The 19,127-nt window shown below is 64.3% G+C and carries 17 protein-coding genes and 1 pseudogene; 10 read left to right on the top strand and 8 right to left on the bottom strand.

The window, feature by feature from the left end; all coding sequences use genetic code 11:
- Window positions 1-142: 142 nt before the first annotated feature.
- From CF161_RS12330 to CF161_RS12350, 5 genes are all read left to right on the top strand, one after another.
- Window positions 143-853: a histidine phosphatase family protein gene (locus CF161_RS12330; protein WP_020296905.1), complete on the top strand. Its 711-nt coding sequence runs from the start codon at window positions 143-145 to the stop codon at window positions 851-853.
- A 52-nt stretch (window positions 854-905) separates the two neighbouring features.
- On the top strand, window positions 906-1,220 hold the full coding sequence (locus CF161_RS12335; RefSeq protein ID WP_020296906.1) for an SCP2 sterol-binding domain-containing protein: 315 nt from the start codon (window positions 906-908) through the stop codon (window positions 1,218-1,220).
- Window positions 1,221-1,591: 371 nt separating this feature from the next.
- The gene (locus CF161_RS12340) at window positions 1,592-3,310 is read left to right on the top strand and encodes a hydrogenase maturation protein (protein ID WP_020296907.1); all 1,719 of its coding nucleotides are present in this window, start codon (window positions 1,592-1,594) and stop codon (window positions 3,308-3,310) included.
- A gap of 102 nt (window positions 3,311-3,412) precedes the next feature.
- Window positions 3,413-4,306, top strand: coding sequence for an aminoglycoside phosphotransferase family protein (locus tag CF161_RS12345; RefSeq protein WP_020296908.1), 894 nt, complete (start codon window positions 3,413-3,415; stop codon window positions 4,304-4,306).
- Window positions 4,307-4,442: 136 nt separating this feature from the next.
- A complete protein-coding gene (locus CF161_RS12350; RefSeq protein ID WP_020296909.1) occupies window positions 4,443-5,201 on the top strand; it encodes a hypothetical protein in 759 nt (252 codons plus the stop codon).
- Window positions 5,202-5,232: 31 nt separating this feature from the next.
- Here CF161_RS12350 and CF161_RS12355 read toward each other — a convergent pair whose 3' ends face one another.
- Window positions 5,233-7,863: a hypothetical protein gene (locus CF161_RS12355; protein ID WP_020296910.1), complete on the bottom strand. Its 2,631-nt coding sequence runs from the start codon at window positions 7,861-7,863 to the stop codon at window positions 5,233-5,235.
- A 197-nt stretch (window positions 7,864-8,060) separates the two neighbouring features.
- Between CF161_RS12355 and CF161_RS12360 the strand changes: the two genes are divergently transcribed.
- The 3 genes and pseudogenes from CF161_RS12360 to CF161_RS32220 all read left to right on the top strand — a co-directional run.
- On the top strand, window positions 8,061-8,345 hold the full coding sequence (locus CF161_RS12360; RefSeq protein ID WP_256206360.1) for a hypothetical protein: 285 nt from the start codon (window positions 8,061-8,063) through the stop codon (window positions 8,343-8,345).
- Between the two features lie 348 nt (window positions 8,346-8,693).
- On the top strand, window positions 8,694-8,969 hold the full coding sequence (locus CF161_RS12365; protein WP_043229285.1) for a hypothetical protein: 276 nt from the start codon (window positions 8,694-8,696) through the stop codon (window positions 8,967-8,969).
- A 138-nt stretch (window positions 8,970-9,107) separates the two neighbouring features.
- Window positions 9,108-9,260, top strand: a pseudogene (locus tag CF161_RS32220) (amidase); the annotation flags it as partial.
- A gap of 26 nt (window positions 9,261-9,286) precedes the next feature.
- Here the strand turns inward: CF161_RS32220 and CF161_RS12370 are convergent.
- A complete protein-coding gene (locus tag CF161_RS12370; protein WP_256206361.1) occupies window positions 9,287-9,808 on the bottom strand; it encodes a hypothetical protein in 522 nt (173 codons plus the stop codon).
- Window positions 9,795-10,166 carry a DUF3969 family protein gene (locus tag CF161_RS31800; RefSeq protein WP_020296915.1) on the bottom strand — a complete coding sequence of 124 codons (372 nt, stop codon included), beginning with the start codon at window positions 10,164-10,166 and terminating at the stop codon, window positions 9,795-9,797. Before CF161_RS31800 ends, CF161_RS12370 begins: the two co-directional genes overlap by 14 nt.
- A 189-nt stretch (window positions 10,167-10,355) precedes the next feature.
- Here CF161_RS31800 and CF161_RS12380 point away from each other — a divergent pair, with 189 nt between their 5' ends.
- Window positions 10,356-11,513, top strand: coding sequence for an SRPBCC family protein (locus CF161_RS12380; RefSeq protein WP_020296916.1), 1,158 nt, complete (start codon window positions 10,356-10,358; stop codon window positions 11,511-11,513).
- A gap of 28 nt (window positions 11,514-11,541) precedes the next feature.
- Window positions 11,542-12,651: an SMP-30/gluconolactonase/LRE family protein gene (locus CF161_RS12385; protein WP_020296917.1), complete on the top strand. Its 1,110-nt coding sequence runs from the start codon at window positions 11,542-11,544 to the stop codon at window positions 12,649-12,651.
- Between the two features lie 149 nt (window positions 12,652-12,800).
- Here CF161_RS12385 and CF161_RS12390 read toward each other — a convergent pair whose 3' ends face one another.
- From CF161_RS12390 to CF161_RS12410, 5 genes are all read right to left on the bottom strand, one after another.
- A complete protein-coding gene (locus CF161_RS12390; RefSeq protein WP_020296918.1) occupies window positions 12,801-13,034 on the bottom strand; it encodes a DUF465 domain-containing protein in 234 nt (77 codons plus the stop codon).
- A gap of 135 nt (window positions 13,035-13,169) precedes the next feature.
- Window positions 13,170-15,836, bottom strand: coding sequence for an excinuclease ABC subunit UvrA (gene uvrA / locus CF161_RS12395; RefSeq protein WP_043229287.1), 2,667 nt, complete (start codon window positions 15,834-15,836; stop codon window positions 13,170-13,172).
- Window positions 15,837-16,029: 193 nt separating this feature from the next.
- Complete coding sequence (locus CF161_RS12400; RefSeq protein WP_020296920.1) at window positions 16,030-16,293, bottom strand: DUF1652 domain-containing protein; 264 nt, start codon at window positions 16,291-16,293, stop codon at window positions 16,030-16,032.
- A 191-nt stretch (window positions 16,294-16,484) separates the two neighbouring features.
- Window positions 16,485-18,596: a PAS domain-containing sensor histidine kinase gene (locus tag CF161_RS12405; RefSeq protein WP_043229289.1), complete on the bottom strand. Its 2,112-nt coding sequence runs from the start codon at window positions 18,594-18,596 to the stop codon at window positions 16,485-16,487.
- A gap of 218 nt (window positions 18,597-18,814) precedes the next feature.
- Window positions 18,815-19,127: OB-fold nucleic acid binding domain-containing protein (locus CF161_RS12410; protein WP_020296922.1), on the bottom strand; the 313-nt coding region annotated here is incomplete at its 5' end.

The following is a 19,127-nucleotide window of genomic DNA, read 5'->3' on the forward strand; positions in this document are numbered from 1 at the left end:
GCGGCCGGTCCACCACCAGCCGCGAAACCTTGTGTAACCAAGCTCCAACAATCATTTCAAACAAGCGTATGTTTTTTCATTGACAGCTCACCGGCATCCTCATAACCTCGCAAAACTTTCAACGTACCGGGATGACGCGGACGTGGGCAGCATCTATTTGATTCGACATGGCCAGGCCTCCTTTGGTGCAGACGACTATGACGTTCTGTCGCCCAACGGTGTGCGCCAGGCGCAAGTGCTCGGCCAGCACCTGGCGCAAATGGGCCTGAGCTTCGACCGCTGCCTGTCGGGCGACCTGCGCCGCCAGCAACACACCGCCAACGAAGCCCGCGAGCAAATGCTCGCCGCCGACCTGCCGACACCGGCCCTGGAGATCGACTCGGCCTTCAATGAGTTCGACGCCGACGCCATTATCCGCGCCCTGCTGCCCGACCTGCTGAACCAGGAGCCGAATGCCCTGGAAACCCTGCGCAACGCCGCGCAGAACCGCGCCGAGTTCCAGCGTATCTTCGCCCTGATCATCGAGCGCTGGCTGGCCGGCACCTATGACCCTCCCGGGCTGGAAAGCTGGCTGGGGTTTGTCGAGCGGGTCCAGGGTGGCCTGCAGCGCATCCTCGAACGGGCCGACAACCGTGACAAGATCGCCGTGTTCACCTCCGGCGGCACCATTACCGCCCTGCTCCACCTGATTACCCGGATGCCTGCGCGGCAGGCTTTCGAACTGAATTGGCAAATCGTCAACACCTCGCTCAACCAGCTGAAGTTCCGCGGGCGCGAGGTGGCCCTGGCTTCCTTCAACGGACATGCCCATCTGCAACTGTTGAAGGCCCCGGAACTCATCACTTTCCGATGAGCCCGGCTCACTGTGACCCTTGCTGTAATCACCCCAAGAAAAGGATCGAACCATGACCTCCGTAGCTGACGCCGTACAAGCCATGAAAGCCAAGTTCAACCCAGCTGCCGCCGCCGGCCTGGACCTGGTTTTCGGTTTCCGTATCGATGACACCAAGAACTTCTCGCTGATCGTCAAAGACAGCACCTGCGAGCTGCAAGAAGGCGAAAACCCTGACGCCCAGGTCACCCTGGTGATGGACGGCGAAACCCTGGACGGCATCGTCAGCGGCGAAACCGACGGCATGCAGGCCTTCATGGGCGGCAAACTGCGCGCTGAAGGCGACATGATGCTGGCCATGAAGTTGAGCGAGCTGTTCCCAGCCTAAGACCCTCGCGGTCCGGTTGCACCCGAATCCCGCCCCTGTGGCGGGATTCGTCGTTTCTGGCCCGCCGATCAACGCAATCCTGTAACCGCTGTCGCAGGCTCGGGGCGCGTTCGCACGCTGGTCCTACACAACACAGCGAATACTCCTGACAGACCTCGGCGCCCATACGGGCCAGCGCAGCCTCGTACCTCGGCAGCGGCAGCGGGGTTTGCGGGATGACCGTCGGGCACCTTGTTTGGCTGGCGGCACGCTTGATTGATCTCAGTCAGTTTCGGTTTCGCGCAGGTCTCTACTCTGGCGTCTCCATCACAGGCCAGGGACGGCTGATCGGAGCGACCGGCCGTGCCTATCACTCAAGGAAGAGTCACCCCATGGGATCACTGAAGATCATTCTGCTGTCCAGCGCCTTCAACGGCCTGACCCAACGAGCCTGGCTGAGCCTGCGCCAGGCTGGGCACCGCCCCAGCGTGGTGCTGTTCACCGACGAAGAGTCGGTCTGCCAACAGATCGAAGACGCCAACGCCGACCTGGTGATCTGCCCCTTTCTCAAGGACCGGGTGCCGCAGCGACTGTGGGCCAATACCCAACGGCCGCTGGTGATCATCCACCCGGGGATCGTCGGCGACCGTGGCGCCAGCGCCCTGGACTGGGCGATCACCAATGAAGTCAGCCGCTGGGGCGTCACGGCCCTGCAAGCCGTGGAAGAAATGGATGCCGGGCCGATCTGGTCGACCCACGAATTCACCCTGCCGGCCAACCTGCGTAAATCCGAGCTGTACAACGGCCTGATCAGCGACGCCGCGTTGCAGTGCATCGAGGACGTGGTGAAAAAATTCACCAGAGGCTTCACCCCCATCCCCCTGAACTACCTGGACCCCAACGTCCGTGGCCGCTTGCAGCCCAACATGAAGCAGAGCGACCGTACCTTCAGCTGGCACGACTGCGCGCGCTTCATCAAGCGCTGCATCGACGCCGCCGACGGCCAGCCGGGGGTGCTGGCGAGCCTGGCCGGCGGCCAGTACTACCTGTATGACGCCCACCTGGATGCACGCAGCGGTACCCCCGGGGAATTGCTCGCCGTGCACGACGACGCCGTGCTGGTGGCCGCCGGCGACCACAGCCTGTGGATCGGCGCCCTCAAACCCAAGGCCGCGCCCGGTGCCGAGACCTTCAAGCGTCCGGCGCGGCATGTGCTGGCGCAGCACCTGGAGGGCCTGCCGCACCTGGACTGGTCAATCGAAAACTCGCCTTTGTGCAATGAGGCCTATCAGCCGATTCGCTACCGCGAGTCAGGCAATGTCGGCGAGCTGACCTTCGACTTCTACAACGGCGCCATGAGCACCGAACAATGCCAGCGCCTGACCCGCGCCCTGCGCTGGGCCAAGGCACAGAACACCCAGGTGCTGCTGATCAAGGGCGGACGCGGTGCTTTTTGCAACGGCGTGCACCTCAACGTGATCCAGGCCGCCCCCGTACCGGGCCTCGAAGCCTGGGCCAACATCCAGGCGATCGACGACGTCTGCCAGGAACTGCTCAGCGCCCGGCAAATGGTGGTCTGCGGCCTGACCGGCAGCGCCGGTGCCGGCGGCCTGATGCTGGGGCTGGCGGCGGACATCGTCCTGGCCCGGTCCGACGTGGTGCTCAACCCGCATTACAAGACCATGGGCCTGTTCGGCTCCGAATACTGGACCTACAGCCTGCCCCGCGCCGTGGGCCAGGCCATGGCCCAGCGGCTCACCGAGGAATGCCTGCCCATCAGCACCCTCCAGGCCCTGGAGATGGGCATGGTGCAGGAGATCGGCCCGCGCTGCCCCGACGAGTTCGCCCTGTGGCTGCTGCAACGAGCCAACAGCGCCCTGAGCGATAGCCGCTACCAGGCCATCCGCGAGCGCAAGGCCCAGGCCGACCCGCAGTTGATGCAGCACTGCCGCAATGCCGAGCTGGAGGAGATGCACCAGGACATGGTGCACAACCGCAAAGGCTTCGCCGAAAAATGCGCGGCATTCGTCTACAAGCGCAAAACCTGCTGCACGCCACAGCGCTTGATCGAAGACTGGGCGCAACCCCGGGAGGTGGCATTGGTGAGCTGAGCAGGCCTGACCGGCAGGCTTTCAAAGCACTGCTAGGCCACGTAATATCGCCGCCTTTTTGCTGCCGCCCGCTGGGGCGGCAGCTGTTTGCCAGGAGGCGATATGCACGACATTCCCGGCCACGCCACGTGGCGCAGCATCGAAGAACAGACCCTGGGCTGGTCCAGCGATCGGATCTTTCACATCGTCGATGCCCAGGGCCAGCACCTGCTCCTGCGCACCAGCGACGCCGCCCAGCACACCCGCAAACACCACGAGTTCCAGTGGACCCAACACCTGGCGGCACAGGGCATCGCCATGTCCCAGCCACTGGCCTTTGGCCTGTTTGATTCAGGACGCCAGGTCTACTCGCTGCTGTCGTGGATCGAGGGCCAGGATGGCGCGCACTGGGTTGCCGAGCGTCCCGCCGCTGCCTGTTATGAACTAGGCCTGCAAGCCGGTCGGATACTCCAGCAGATACACAGCGTTGCTGTGCCTCCAGGCACCGACAACGCCGAACAGCAGATGCGTGCCCTCTACCTTGAAAAGCTCGAACAGTACCGGGGCTGCGGCTATCAAGTGGCCCATGAACAAGACTTCCTGCAGTTCATCGAGCAGCACTTTCATGTCCTGGCAGACGCGCCGCGGGTGTTTCTGCACGGCGACTATCACCTGAACAACATGATCGTGGGCACCGATGACCAATTGTCTATCATCGACTTCAACCGCTGTCGTCTCGGCGATCCGGCGCGAGACTTCAACAGGCTGGCGCTGTTTTCCTGCAACCTCAGCAGCGACTTCGCCCGTGGCCAGATTGACGGCTACTGCGCGGGCAAAGCCGACCCTGGGTTTTTCACGCGCATGGCGTTCTACGTCGCGTTCGATACCTTCTTCAGCGTGATCTGGGCCATGGCTTTCGGCGAAGAGCACATCCACGCCAGCCTGCAACGCACGCAAAAGGTCTGGGAGGACTTCGCCGGTTTTTCCAGTGTCGAGCCTCGCTGGTACGGCCAGTAAGCGCCACATCCGCTGCGGCCATGACCCGGTCGCACCCTGTTTTTTTGATCGCAGAAAAGAAAACAGCTGCTATGGTTTCGCCCGGCGCAGGGCTTTGAGCACCAAAGACGCCATTGGAAAATCTTAAGGAATGAGAGTGAACGCCAAGCTTAAAGACACAGAAAAAACCCAGGAAACCACCGGCAAGAGCCCGATTGCCTGGGGCATGATCGGCTCGGTGATCCTGGCCATCACCACCCCGTTCTTCTACTTGAACGGCAAGGCCTACCACGACGGATACCTGGGCTACTTCCAGCTGGAAACCTCGATGTTTCCCATGGACACCTCCAGCACCTTCGTCACCGCGGTGCTGGCCTGGTATCACGCCATGACCAATGGTTTGAAAGGGAGCTTTGAATTCATCGGGCAACACTGGCTATGGGCGACCCTGGTCTGCGTGCTGACCATCGTGGTGTTCGGTGGCCTCAACTACTTGATCGCCAGGCTCAGCAAAAAACTCAATGATAAAAAGCAAACCGGCCAGCAACAGGCCCGCCCACCCGCACCGTCGATATGGAAGGAGATGGGCAAATGCGCGCTGTATATCTTCATCCCGAGTTACGGCCTGTTTGTCGCGATGTTTTTCATCTCGTTCATCCTGATGATCACCATCACCCCGTTCTCACTGATTGGTAAGAATTCGGCCGCCGACGATCTGAAAGGCGGCTTCAAGAAATCGCCACTGGTGACCGTCAATGACCCCGATGGGCATAAAGGCACTTACCGGGTCATGCAGTGCTCGACCTCGTTCTGCGCGCTGTACGCCGATGGCAAGGCGATCACGGTTCCGGTCGCGACCCTGAATTGGGTGGTATCGGATGTCTCGGAAAAACTGAAGCAGGCGCAAGAGCAATAACGTCGCGCCGCCATCACCGCCGTTGCTGCGACTAAGGTTGCAGCAACAGCGCCACCAACGCCGTCCATCCCGTCTGATGGGACGCCCCCAGGCCGCGTCCGGTTTCGCCATGGAAGTATTCATGGAACAGCACCAGGTCACGATCAACCGGGTCAGCCTGCAGTTGCGGGTAGCCGCACATGGAGGGTCGCAGCCCGTCCTCATCCCGTAGGAATAACCGGGTCAGGCGCTGGCTCAGGCCATCCGCCACCTCCTTGAGGGATGCCAGGTAGCCTGAACCGCTGGGGTACTCCACGGAAAAGTTCTGGTCGTAGTAGCGGTGAAACTCGCGCAAGGCCTCGATCAGCATGTAGTTGATCGGCATCCACAGCGGCCCGCGCCAGTTGGAGTTACCGCCGTACAGCCGCGAGTCGGACTCGGCCGGCACATAGCGCGCGCATAACGGGTTGCCATTGACCTGCAACGCAAACGGCTGCTCGGCAAAAGCTTTGGACAGCGAGCGAACGCCGAACTCGCTGAGAAATTCCGCCTCATCCAGCATGCGCTTGAGCAGGTCCTTGGTCCGCTCCCCGCGCAGCAGCGCCAGGAGCATGCGGTTGCCCTCCCCAGGCTCGGTCCAGCGCGACACCAGGCTGGCGAGGTCCGGCCGATGGCGCATAAACCCCAGCAAACGCTCACGCAGCCCCGGCAGCCCTTCGTGTTCGTGCTGCTCCAGCACCTGCACCGCGAACAGCGGCATCAGGCCGACGATGGAGCGCAGGCGCAGGGGTTCGCTGAGCCCGTCCGGGTGCTGTAACACGTCGTAGAAAAAATGGTCCTGTTCATCCCACAGGCCTTCGGCGGCAGCGTCGACGCGGTTGATGGCGCCGGCGATATACAGGAAGTGTTCAAAGAACTTCACCGCGATATCGACGTACACCGGGTTGCGCTTGGCCAGTTCCAGGGCGATGCGCATCAGGTCCAGGGCATAGGCCGCGACCCAGGCCGTGCCGTCGGCCTGATCCAGGGTGTAGCCCGCTGGCAACGCCGCCGAGCGGTCGAACAGGCCGATATTGTCCAGGCCGAGAAAGCCCCCCTGAAACAGGTTGCGGCCTTCGGCGTCCTTGCGGTTGACCCACCACGAGAAATTAAGCAGCAGTTTGTGGAAGATCCGCTCGAGAAAATCCAGGTCACCCGCGCCGGTCAGCGCCTTGTCCTGCTGGTACACGCGCCAGCTGGCCCAGGCGTGCACTGGCGGGTTGGCATCGTCAAAGCGCCATTCATAGGCCGGCAACTGGCCATTGGGGTGCATAAAGCGGTCTTTGACCAATAGCAGCAACTGGTGCTTGGCAAACCCGGGGTCGATCAGGGCAAAGGCCACCGCCTGGAACCCCAGGTCCCAGGAGGCGTACCAGGGGTATTCCCAGGTGTCGGGCATGGACACGATGTCGAAGTTGGCCAGGTGCCGCCAGTGGCTGTTGCGCAGATGCTCGCGCTGGGGCGGCGGTGGCGGCTGGCCGGGATCGCCGTCGAGCCATTGCTTGACGTCGAAGTAATACAGCTGCTTGGACCACAGCAAGCCGGCCAGGGCCTGGCGTTGCACATTACGCGCATCCGCCTGGTCGAGGCCGGCTTGCAGGGCCGCGTAGAAATCATCGGCCTCGGCCCGACAACGCTCGAACACGTGGCGGGCACTGACCGGCTCGGCGCCTGCCGGAGCAAAGCGCAGGTACACACTTTGGCTCTCGCCGGCGCCCAGGGTCAGGCTGAACTGCGCGGCGGCCCGGGTGCCCGCGTCCCGGGCGATGGCGTTGGCCACGCCGCCCACCAGGTAATCGTTGAAGCCATCCTTGAACGGCCCCGGCGCGGCCAGCCCGTCGAGCCTGGGGAAGTTGCTGTCGTTGTTGCAGAACAGCCATTGGCAGGGCTCGGGGCCCCAGGCAGTGACGTGGCGCTCGGCCAATTGCGGGTGGCGCGCCAGCACGCGCTCGCCCTCCAGTATCAGGCTCGGCCGGCGCGGGTCGTCGCCCCAACTCCAGCTGTTGCGCGCCCACACCTGGGGCAGCACGTGCAACCGCGCGGGCTGGTCGGCGCGGTTGTGCACCGTGACCCGCATAAACAGGTCATCGGCCTGGTGCTTGGCGTATTCCACCGTCACGTCGAAGTAGCGCTGGTCTTCAAAGACGCCGGTATCCAGGATCTCGTACTCGGCATCGCCCAGGCCGCGCCGGGCGTTTTCACGCACTAGGTCGTCATAGGGGAAGGCCGCCTGGGGGTACTTGTAGAGCATGCGCATATAGGCGTGGCTGGGCACGCCGTCGAGGTAGAAATACAGCTCCTTGACGTCCTCACCGTGATTGCCTTCGGCGTTGTTCAGGCCGAACAGCCGCTCCTTGAGAATGCTGTCGCGTTCATTCCACAGCGCCAGCCCCAGGCACCAATGCTGAGCCTTGTCGGAGAACCCGGCGAGGCCGTCCTCGCCCCAGCGATAGGCCCGACTGCGCGCGTGGTCATGGGGCAGGTAGCGCCAGGCGTCGCCATCGGCGCTGTAGTCCTCACGCACCGTGCCCCACTGCCGCTCACTCAAGTAAGGCCCCCACTCGCGCCACTGGCCGGCGTCGGCGCCTTGCAGGCGCTGGCCTTCAACCGTGTCGAGAATGCTCGCTGCTGGTTTTGCCGTCATGGGGGTGTCCGTGGCCATGGGAATGAGCTGCAGTGTAGGAGCTGCCAGGGGGCCCGGGGCATGACAAATGTTTCATGGTGCGAGCATGCGCCACGTTCAAAATGGCTGAAGAACCCCATTGCAGAGGCTTTTTATTAAATTTACCGACCCTGGTTCGTTATAATCGGCAACCCTTTTATGACCGTGCGATGTGGATGATGTGCAGTTGCAAAGCGTTTTTTACCGGTGCCCTTCTCAGCCTGCTGGCCTGCTCGGCCCAGGCCGCCAGCCTGGACTTGAGCTACCCGCAGCCGCCGCTGGCAGAGGCCACGGCTGCGGCGCCGGCGCCGGCGCCCGAACCCACTGCGCCGACACTGAAGTTGCAGTTCAAGGCCCCGATCAGCGTCGAACACCGTTGCAGCGGGCAATGCAGCTACGAGACCGATATCAATCAGTTGCATGACCGCGAAACTCGCCAGACCTCGCGTATCGGCTTCGACTGAGGCCGGGCGTTGAACCTCTGGCGTGCTTGATTCACACTCGCGCTCCTGCGTCCTACAGCAATCTCAGAAATTCCTGTCGTGCCAGTGCCTTGTCCCGTTCCTGGGGGCGTGCCTATAGTCCTGCGTCGTCCTGATGACGATCGGGTTTGGCGACCCTATGACCGTGTGCGAGAGCCCTGCGCTTGTTTGCAGGGCTTTTCGCATCCGTAACGCTGCCTTATGGCGGCTGTACGCGGGAGACCTTCGGGTCTGCCGGCTCCCCGGTCCCGGTTCGCCAACCTGCGTACAGCTGCCACCCTTCGTTTGGCGACGATCGAGTGGCGCTCTCAACCGACCGAGGCGTTACTTATGAACAGATATATGCCGATCACCGGCCACGACTGCACCATCCCTTCCCTGCTGATCGATACCCAGGCCCCCGCCGATGTGCTGTACGAAGCGGCCGCCTATCGCATCCGCGCCGTCACTCAACTGCTGGAAAACTTCGCCGCGCGTCCCGATATCCCCGGCGATGCCGTGGTGTTGCAGGAGCTGGCGCTGGTCTGCGCCATTCCGTTGCGTGATGGCTGTGATGTGCTGGATGTACTGGGGCGCCAGCTGCGGGCACAGTCTCTTCAACCCTGACACCTGCCTCCATAGGAGCCAGCTTGCCGGCTCCTGCGGCTGAACAAGCTCATCAGGGCAGCGCCACGGATGATGGTTGGGCCCGTTGGAGACGCCACAGTCAAATCATCGGCAACCCGACTGACGCCCGGCCCAAGGTCGATCAACTGCGGCTTCAGCGCCGAGGGTTTGCCCATCGGCCTGCAGATGATCGCCCCGCGCTTTGCCGATCAATGGCTGCTGCAAGCGGCCAAGGCCTATGAGGGCTGGCGCGGCGCGATCCAGAACTGGCCCAGCTCGCCTTCTTGCTGACGCGGCTCGCGCCGCGCTCCGGGGAATCAGTCAGGCGCGGCGCGGCACACGGGCGGGCTGTCCGGTGACGGCAGGAAGCAACGGGCGGTCAACCAGCAGGTGACCGCAGCGGCCAGCCAGAGCAGGAGTATGCCCGGCAGGTAGTCCGCGTAGCGTGCCCGCTCGACGCCATTGACCACGGCGCGGATAAACAGCAGGACCCAGCCTGTCACCATCACGCTGCCGAGCAACGCCAAGACGTTGCAGCTGAAGGCTGAACGCCTGACCTTCAGCAGGACCACCCCCAGGGCCAGGGCAAACATCGGCAGGAGAAACACCAGGAACGCCACCAGGGGTGTCAGCAGTGGCATCAGCAGAATTTCACCGCCCCGGACCTCGCCGATCAGCCGTGGATGAGTCGCCAGGTGGGCCAGCATTAGCCCGCTATTGACCAGGCCAGCGATAAACCCCGGCACCAGCGGGCACAGCAGGAAGGCCATAAACACCTTGCCCCGCGGGTAGCTGGCTGGGGTCATGGAGCACTTCGGCGTGTCATCAGCGAATGACATACAGATCCACCCATCCAGACTTCTTTCTGGTGCGTTCTTCATAACCCGCATCGCCCTTGAGCAGGCTGGAAAAGCGCTCGGCCATGGCCGCCACGTTATGTGCGAAGCGCTCGGGTATCAGGCTCAGCACATCTTCCAGTTCGCAGCACTCGAGAATCAGCTGCGACAGCTCGGGCCCCAGGCCCTTGTGCTGCAAGGTATGAGCGGTACGCGGAGAAAACAGCAGGCGCTCGGCCTCCGCCAGGTCCATGGCCTCATCCTGCACCGCGTGCAACAAACCCAACGCCAGGGCACACACCAGCCGGGTGGCCTCCGCAGGCTCCAGGGCCTCAATCGCCAATGCCACGGTCTTTTCCATCGGTTGCTCCCTGCAGTGCGCTCAAAGCCGTGGATTGTCCCTGAGGTCGCCCCCCCGATTCAACAGCGCCGAACCGTCTGGGGCGGGCTTGGGAGCCGGGTAGCGCTCTCGCCTGTGCCCTGCGCAGTGGCTGGATAGTCAGGCGGCGGCTACGCTGCTGCCGATAAAAACAACAACGGGAACAGGGCCATGCGAGACACCACCGAACATTTTCGCGAACAGTACCGAGCCAGCGTCAGCCCCCGTTACAACCCCTGGCTGCACGGCGGTTTTGTGTTGGGCTACGGCGTGCTGTGCATCGCCCTGCTGGCCGGCACGCTGCAGCAGGTGCAGCCCCTGGAATGGCTGACGCTGCCCCTGGGGCTGGTGTTTTTCAACCTGTGCATCTACGTCGTGCACCGCTGGCTGGGGCATCACAAACAAGCCTTTGCCCGGCTGTTCTATAAGCGGCATAGCGGCGACCACCACAGTTTTTTTGTCCCGGGGCGGATGACCTACGACGGGGCGCGCGACTGGCGGGTGATCCTGTTTCCAGCCTGGCTGATCGTGTTCCACAGCCTGCTGTTCGCCCTGCCCCTGTGGTGGCTGCTGCGCCCGTTCAACGCCAATGTCGCGGCACTGCTTGCCAGTGCGATGCTGATCGGCTACCTGGCCTATGAGTGGTTTCACGCCTGCGAGCACCTGCCCGCCGGGCACCCGCTGGCGCGCCTGCCGTGGATTCGCCAGATGCGCCGCCTGCACGAGCTGCACCATCGCCGCGAGCTGATGCAGGGGCGCAATTTCAATATTGTGCTGCCGTTGATGGATTACCTGTTCGGCACCCTGTACTGGGAACCCGAACCCATTGCCGCCGAGCCCCGGAGCCTGCCCATGACCCGTATGCAGCATCAGATCGACATCCCCCGCAGCGTGGTCCCGACCCTGGCCTACGCCAGCAGCGCGAGCCGCTGGCCGGAGTGGCATCCGTCGTCGCTCACGGTCGAAGGCCCGAGCGGCCCGCTGTACGCCGGTGCACGCTTCGAGGAGGAGATTCATGCCGGCGGGCGCAGCGGGCACCTGAGCTGGCAGGTCGGCGAATACCTGCCGGGCCAGCGCTGGAGCGCCCGGGCCCGTGGCGACCATGGCCTGGAGTTGCAGGTGACCTATGAATGCCAGGCGCTGGACAGCGGCCACACGCGGTTTGTGCGGACCCTGGAGTACGGTTTCGGCGGGTGGCTGATGCGCCTGGGCAATCAGCTGTTATTCAAGCGACGGATCGAGCGCGAATCTGCGGACTCATTGCTGGCATTGTGCGAAATGGCGCAACAGGCCATTCCCCCGAGCGCCGCCGCGTACACTGCCGACTGATCTTGCCCCGGACAGGAGTCACCGCACCATGAACCCGATCGCCCCTCGCCGATTCAAAACGGGTCGCCTGCTGTTGCTGCTGGTCATCGCCCTTGCCGCGTTTTTGCTGCTGCTCCCGACCCGGGTCCAACCCGTGGCCTGGAGCCCTGCGCCCGCGCCGTCCCTGAGCAGCGGCCTCTATGCCGACAATCAGCGCCTCAAAGGACTTGAAGCGGTGGGTGCCAGGGATATCGACGGCCCCGAAGCCCTGCTGCTGGAAGACGGCCAACTGCTCAGCGGCCTGCACGACGGTCGGGTGATCCAGACCAGCCTCGATGGCAAGCTGCTGAAGGTCCGGGTCAATACCGGCGGTCGGCCCCTGGGCCTGGCGCGCCACCCCGATGGGCGGCTGATCATTGCCGACGGGATCAAGGGCCTGCTGGCGCTGGATGCCCAGGGCCAGTTGAGTGTCTTGAGCACCGAGGCCAATGGCTTGACATTCGGTTTCCCCGACGATGTGGCGGTGGACGCCGCCGGGCGCTACGCCTATTTCAGCGATGCCAGCAGCCGCTGGGGGTACGGCCAGGATGGCGAGGCAGTGATCGAGCACGGCGGCGACGGCCGTTTGTTGCGCTATGACTTCCAGAACGGCAAGACCGAGGTGCTGCTGGACCGCCTGGAGTTCGCCAACGGCATCGCCCTGGGGCCGGACGAAGCCTATGTGCTGGTCAACGAGACCGGCGCTTATCGCATCAGCCGCTATTGGCTCAAGGGCGAGCGCGCCGGGAGCCATGATCTGTTTATCGACAACCTGCCGGGGCTGCCGGACAACCTGAGCTTCAATGGCCGCGACCGGTTCTGGGTCGCGCTGTATGCCCCGCGCAATCCGTTGCTCGATGCCACGGCCGGTTACCCGCTGGTCCGCAAGATGGTGGTGCGGGCGCTGACGGTGCTGCCCAAACCGGTGGAGAAACGCGCCTTTGCCCTGGGCCTCGATACCCAGGGCCGGGTGATTGCCAACCTGCAGGACGCCAGCAGCGGCAATTACTCGCCGATCACCACGGTGCGCGAGTACGGCGACCACCTGTATTTCGGCTCACTCACCGCCCGCCACATGGCGCGCCTGCCCCTGGACCTGGCGCTGCAAAAACACCCGTAGCCGCCGAGGCCCGAGGCTGCGCTGGCCCTTGAGGAACCCGATGTTTTTTCAGGAATATCTTCGGCGTCGATCAGGGCCAACGTCCGAACGCGGCCCGGGCCTGCGGCAGCGGCTACGGGTGTAGCCGCGGGTTGAGGGTGGGGATGGTGTCAGGAGCGGGCGGTGAGTTTCTGGGAGATTTCGTCCTTGATCAGCAGGCGTTTTTCCTTGAGTTTCCTCACTTCATCATCGGCGGCGGCAGCGGCCTCCGCTTGAATGACCTGAGCATCGATCGTGGAGTATTTGTCGAACAGCGCATTCAAGTGGGGGTCGTTGGCCCGGCACTGTTGAATGTCTTCTTTGCTGCGGCTCAGGTCTTGATAAATGTCGTGAATCACCGGCATGGAACACCTCCGTTTATTGATCGGAAACACGCCCGTTACCGCGCGTGTCGCCTACCAGAATGGCCTCGCCCCCCGGGGTCTGTCGACCGCCAATCGGACCAGCGGTAACCGTTCGTCGTCGATCCTTGCGCCAGATCATGCCTGCCCCAGGGCCTGGGCCAGAAATGGCGCGGTGCGGCTCTTGCGGTTTTTCGCCACCTGCTGCGGCGTGCCGCTGACCACCACCCGGCCACCCTGGTCGCCCGCCCCCGGGCCCATGTCGATGACCCAGTCGGCCTGGGCCACCACGCGCATTTCGTGCTCGACCACCACCACGCTGTGGCCGGCCTGCACCAGGTTGTCCAACTGTTCCAGCAGCCGGTCGACGTCCCGCGGGTGCAGGCCGGTGGTGGGCTCATCGAGTACGTAGAGGGTGGCGCCGCGCGGGTTGCGTTGCAGCTCGGTGGCCAGCTTGATGCGTTGCGCCTCGCCCCCGGACAGCTCGGTGGCCGGCTGCCCCAGGCGCAGGTAGCCCAGGCCGATATCGTGCAGCACCTGCAAGGCGCGGCGAATGCCCGGCTGCTCGGCGAACACCGCCAGCGCTTCGAGCACCGTCAGTTGCAGCACCTGGGCGATGTTCAGGCCCTGCCACTGGATGGCCAGGGTCTGCCGGTGGTAGCGGGCCCCGTGACAGGTCGGGCACGGCGCATAGACGCTGGGCATAAACAGCAGCTCGACACTGACAAAACCCTCGCCCTCGCACGCCGGGCAGCGGCCCTTGGCGACGTTGAAGGAAAACTGCCCGGCGTCGTAGCCCTGCTCCCGGGCCTCGGGGGTGGCGGCAAAGAGTTTGCGCACCTGGTCGAAGAGCCCGGTGTAGGTCGCCAGGTTCGAGCGCGGGGTGCGGCCGATGGGTTTCTGGTCGACCTGCACCAGGCGCTTGATCTGCTCCAGCCCGGCGCTGACCTGGCCACCGCTGGTTTGCGGCGCGTCGTCCTCGAGGTTGAGTTCTTCCGGCTCCTCGTTGCTCGACGCTTTGCCCAGGTGCGCGCCCACCAGTTCCAGCAGGGCATGGCTGACCAGGCTCGACTTGCCCGAACCCGACACCCCGGTCACCGCGGTAAAACAGCCCAGGGGAAATTCGACGCTGAGGTCGCGCAGGTTATTGCGGGTGATGCCCTCCAGGCGCAGCCAGCTTTCGGCCTTGCGCAGCGTGCGCGGCACCGGGGCCTGCTCGCCGAACAGGTAGGCCCGGGTCTGGGACGCGGCGACCTCGGCCAGGCCGGCCGGCGGACCGCTGTACAGCACCTGCCCGCCCTGCTCGCCGGCTGCCGGGCCGACATCGATCAGCCAGTCGGCGCGGCGCATGGTCTGCAGGTCATGTTCCACCACAAACAGCGAATTGCCCGAGGCCTTGAGCCGTTGCAGCGCCTCGAACAAGGCTTCGGCATCCGCCGGGTGCAGGCCGGCAGAAGGCTCGTCGAGCACGTAGATCACGCCGAACAGTTGCGAGCCCAATTGCGTCGCCAGGCGCAGGCGTTGCAGCTCGCCAGAAGACAGGGTCGGCGTGCTGCGTTCCAGGGCCAGGTAGCCCAGGCCCAGGTCGGTCAGGGTGCTGACCCGCTCCAGCAAGTCCTGGGCGATGCGCTGGGCGGCCAGGCGTTTTTCCAGGGACAGGTTCGGCGTATGCCGCACATCCGGCGCCCCGGCATGCCCCGGCGCACCCTGAGCGACCCGCTGCTGGCGCGCCGCAGCCGTCTGCTGGTGGCTGAGCACCGCGCCGCCCTCCTCGATCTCGGCCAGGTAGCCTTGCGTTGCCACCGGGCGCAGCACCTCGGCCAGTTGCAGCAGGGGCATCTGCGACAACTCGCCGATATCCAGCCCGGCAAAGGTCACCGACAGCGCCTCGCGCTTGAGGCGCTTGCCGTCGCACAGCGGGCACGGGCTGCCGAGCATAAACTGCGACACGCGCTTTTTCATCAGCGCGCTCTGGCTATGGCTGAAGGTGTGCAGCACGTAGCGCCGGGCGCCGCTGAAGGTGCCCATGTAACTGGGCTCCTGCTTGCGCTTGAGGGCTTCGCGGGTCTGGGCCGGGGTCAGCCCGGCGTAGACCGGCACCGTGGGGGTTTCTTCGGTGAAGAGAATCCAGTCGCGCTGTTTTTTCGGCAACTGGCTCCAGGGAATGTCCACGTCATAACCCAGGGTCACCAGAATGTCCCGCTGGTTCTGCCCCTGCCACGCCAGGGGCCAGGAGGCCACGGCGCGCTGGCGAATGCTCAGCGAAGGGTCGGGCACCATCGACGCCTCGGTCACTTCATACACCCGGCCCAGGCCATGGCATTGGCTGCAGGCGCCTTGCGGGGTATTGGGCGAGAAGTCTTCGGCGTACAGCATCGGCTGCCCCGGCGGGTAGCTGCCGGCGCGGGAATACAGCATGCGGATCAGACTGGACAAGGTGGTCACGCTGCCCACCGAAGAGCGGGTGCTAGGTGTGCCGCGCTGCTGTTGCAGGGCCACGGCCGGCGGCAGGCCTTCGATGGAGTCGACGTCCGGCACCCCGACCTGATCGATCAGGCGCCGGGCATAGGGCGCCACCGATTCGAAATAGCGGCGCTGGGCTTCGGCGTACAGGGTGGAAAACGCCAGGGACGACTTGCCCGAGCCCGAGACGCCGGTGAACACCACCAGGGCATCGCGGGGGATATCGACGTCGACGTTCTGCAGGTTGTGTTCACGGGCGCCACGCACCCGGACGAAACCCGAGCTGTTCAAGGGCAGGGAGGACGCTGTGGAATCAGGGGACGGTGTGCGCTGCGAAGTCATGAGCCAGCCTTGTGTCGGGTGCCAGGAAGTGAAGAGCGACCAGACCGCGGATCATCACACAGTTGCCCGGCGCGATGCATCGCCGGCGCAGGCAGGCCGCCCAGCTATTGGGGCAACGACAGGCAGTGAATGTTCAATGCCAGTGCTCGCCCGGGCCTCTTGCGGTGGCCCGGCGGTGGCAGCGCCGAAGGGCTCAGGCGCGAAACTGCCGGCCCCCCAGGTTATCGCTCAGGCCGGTGTGATTGAGGTCGTAGCGCAGCTCGGCAATCAGTTCGGCAATTGCCCGGGAGCTGGTCAGGGCGGCGGTGGCGATCCCGGTCACCAGCAGGTCGACCCGGCCGCTGTCAGGGTCGCTGATGCGCACGGTCATCACCCCGTCGTGACCGATGGTGCATTGGCAATACAGGGGCAAAAAACTTGATTCGACGATTTTGCGCAGTTCAAGGTTGGAGATCACAGTGGTACGTCCCAATCAATTGTCTAGTTCAACCCGCGCAAGACGAAGTCTGTTGTCATGAAGCCCTGCCGACACTTTTTTTGCGTCGTTTCAGTTCAAGTTAGTACAACTTTGTAGCCTATAGCCTGCCCCGGGGCTTGTCGTCGATGTTTTTCGGTTTTATGCACTGCTTCACAGTTAGGTCGCGGGGTTCAGCGATCCAGCACCGACCTGACCATGCTCGTCAGTGCCTGGGGTCCGTAGGGTTTGCTCAGCAGGTGGGTGTCGGGGCTGAGCTGGTGATTGCGCGAGATGATGTCGCGGGTATGCCCCGAGGTGAACAGCACCGCGATCGGCGGGGTGCGGGATTTGGCCCACAGCGCCAGGTCGGAGCTTTTGATCAGGCCCGGCATCACCACGTCGGTGAAGATCAGGTCCACTTGCAGCCCGTCCATCAGGCACTGCATCGCGGCATCGCCGTTGATCGCGGTCAGCACCTGGTAACCCGCGCTTTCCAGCAGCTCGACCGCGGCGGTGCGCACATCCTCGTTGTCTTCCACCACCAGGATCCGCTCCTGGCCACCGCCGCTGCGGGGCGCCGCCAGTACCGGATCACCCGCCTCCGGCTCCAGGCTGCGGGCGAAGTACAGCTGCACCTGGGTGCCCTCCCCCGGCACGCTGAGCATGTCGATATGGCCACCGCTCTGCTTGACGAAACCGAACACCATGCTCAGCCCCAGCCCCGTGCCCTGGCCCTCGGTCTTGGTGGTGAAAAACGGCTCGAACGCCTGCTTCAGCACCTCGGGCGCCATGCCGCCACCAGTGTCGGCCACCGACAGGCGCACGTAGTCACCGGCGGCAATGCCTCTGCCGACGCAGAACTCACGGTCCAGGCTGATGTTTTCACCACGGATCAGGATAGTGCCCTCACCGCGCATGGCGTCGCGGGCGTTGATCGCCAGGTTGAGCACGGCGTTTTCCAGCTGGTTGCGATCCACCCGGATGCACCACGGCGCTTCGGGCAACTGCACCTGGATGCGGATGGTTTCGCCCAGGGCCCGTTGCAGCAGCTCTTCCATCCCCTCGTACAGGCTGTCCAGGCTGTACACCGCCGGCGACAAGGGCTGGCGCCGGGCAAAGGCCAGCAGTTGGGTCGACAGTTTGGCGCCGCGCTCTACCGCGGCAATCGCGGTGCGCACCCGGCGCTGCACATTGGCGTTGTCCGGCTCGTGCCGCGCCAGCAGGTGCAGGTTGCCGGAGATGACTTGCAGCAGGTTGTTGAAGTCGTGGGCCACGCCGCCGGTGAGGCCGCCGATGGCTTCCAGTTTCTGCGCCTGGCGCAGTTGTTCTTCGGCCGCCAGGCGCGCCTGGACCTCATCGGCCACCCGCTGTTCGAGGTTGCGACTGAGCTGGCGCAAGGCTTCTTCGGCGATTTTTCGTTCGTGGATATCGATCAGTACCCCGGGAAAACGCAAGGCCTCGCCCGCACTGTCGAACTCGCAACGGCCGCACGCCAGCAGCCAGCGGTAGCTGCCATCGGCGCAACGTACGCGGTACTCGGCATTGTAGGGGCCGCCCTTGGCCACGCTGTAATCGACCAGTTCCTGGATCCGTGGCAAGTCGTCGGGGTGCACCCGGCTTTCGGCAATCTCGCTGGGCAGGTCATCCAGCGGCTGTTGCAGGGGGTAAGAGAAGGTCCGGGCAAAACGCTCATCGCCCGACAGCCGATCGGCCTTGATGTCCCACACAAACGAGCCCAGCAACGCCCCGGCGTTCAAGGCCAGTTGCACCCGCTCGTTCTCGGCCCGATAGGCCTGCTCGGCGGCCTGCCGGCGCTGCTCGGAAATAACGTGGGCGGTGGTCTCGACCACAATCGCCATGACCCCGGCCGGGGCCTGGTCATCCCCCGCCACCGGGCTGTAATAGAGGTCGAGCCAGACCGGCTCCGGCACGCCGTTGCGCAGCAATTCCAGCTCTTTGTTGCGAAACGACAGGGTGCCGCCGCCCAGGCAGGTGCGCATGATTTCACGGTTGAAATCGGCGACTTCCGGCCACCCCAGTTCCACCGGGCAGCCCAGCAGGTACGGGTGGCGCCCGCCTGCGAACTGCGCATAGGCGTCGTTGTAGATCATGTAGCCCACCGGCCCCCAGAGCATCACCAGCGGCACCGGCGAGGCGAGCATGAACTGCACCGTGCTGCGCAGGCTGGGCGTCCAGTGTTCGAGGGCGCCCAGGTCGGTAACGGCCCAGTCAAAGGCGCGAATGCGGCCTGCCATCTCGCCTTGCCAGCCTTGGCACCCATGGTGATCAGATAAGAACGACATCGACGAACCCGGTTAGATCGTGGTCAGAAAAAGAAGCACGGGCATGGCGCCCGGCGGGGCACAAGATAACCCAACCCACAGGCTTTGAGCATAGGCGCTGCAGATGGTTTCAAGGCGCGCTCACAGAAGCCGGAATTACCCAAAAAACCGGACCTGCTTCACAGGTCACCACGGGTTTTACCGGGTACAACCGGCCGCCTGTCGGGCCTGGGGCGGCTTCAGCGAAAATCGCGACTGCGCACGCTGATGCCATCGAGCAGCGGGCTGAGGTCGGTCAGGCGCCCGGCGATCAGGTGCCGCACCTCGCCTTCGGTTTCCAGGGTGCCGTCGACCTTGAGCAGTTGCGACCCCACCAGCACCCGCCGCTGCCGCTCGGCCAGGTCACGCCAGACCACCACATTGACGTTGCCGAACTCGTCTTCCAGGGTGACGAAGGTCACGCCACTGGCCGTGCCCGGACGCTGGCGCCCGGTGACCAGGCCGGCCACGCTGACCGGCCGCCCGTGCTCCAGCGCCAGCAGCTCCCGCGAG

It is taken from the genome of Pseudomonas sp. CF161 (assembly GCF_000416215.1).
Classification (GTDB): Bacteria; Pseudomonadota; Gammaproteobacteria; order Pseudomonadales; family Pseudomonadaceae; genus Aquipseudomonas.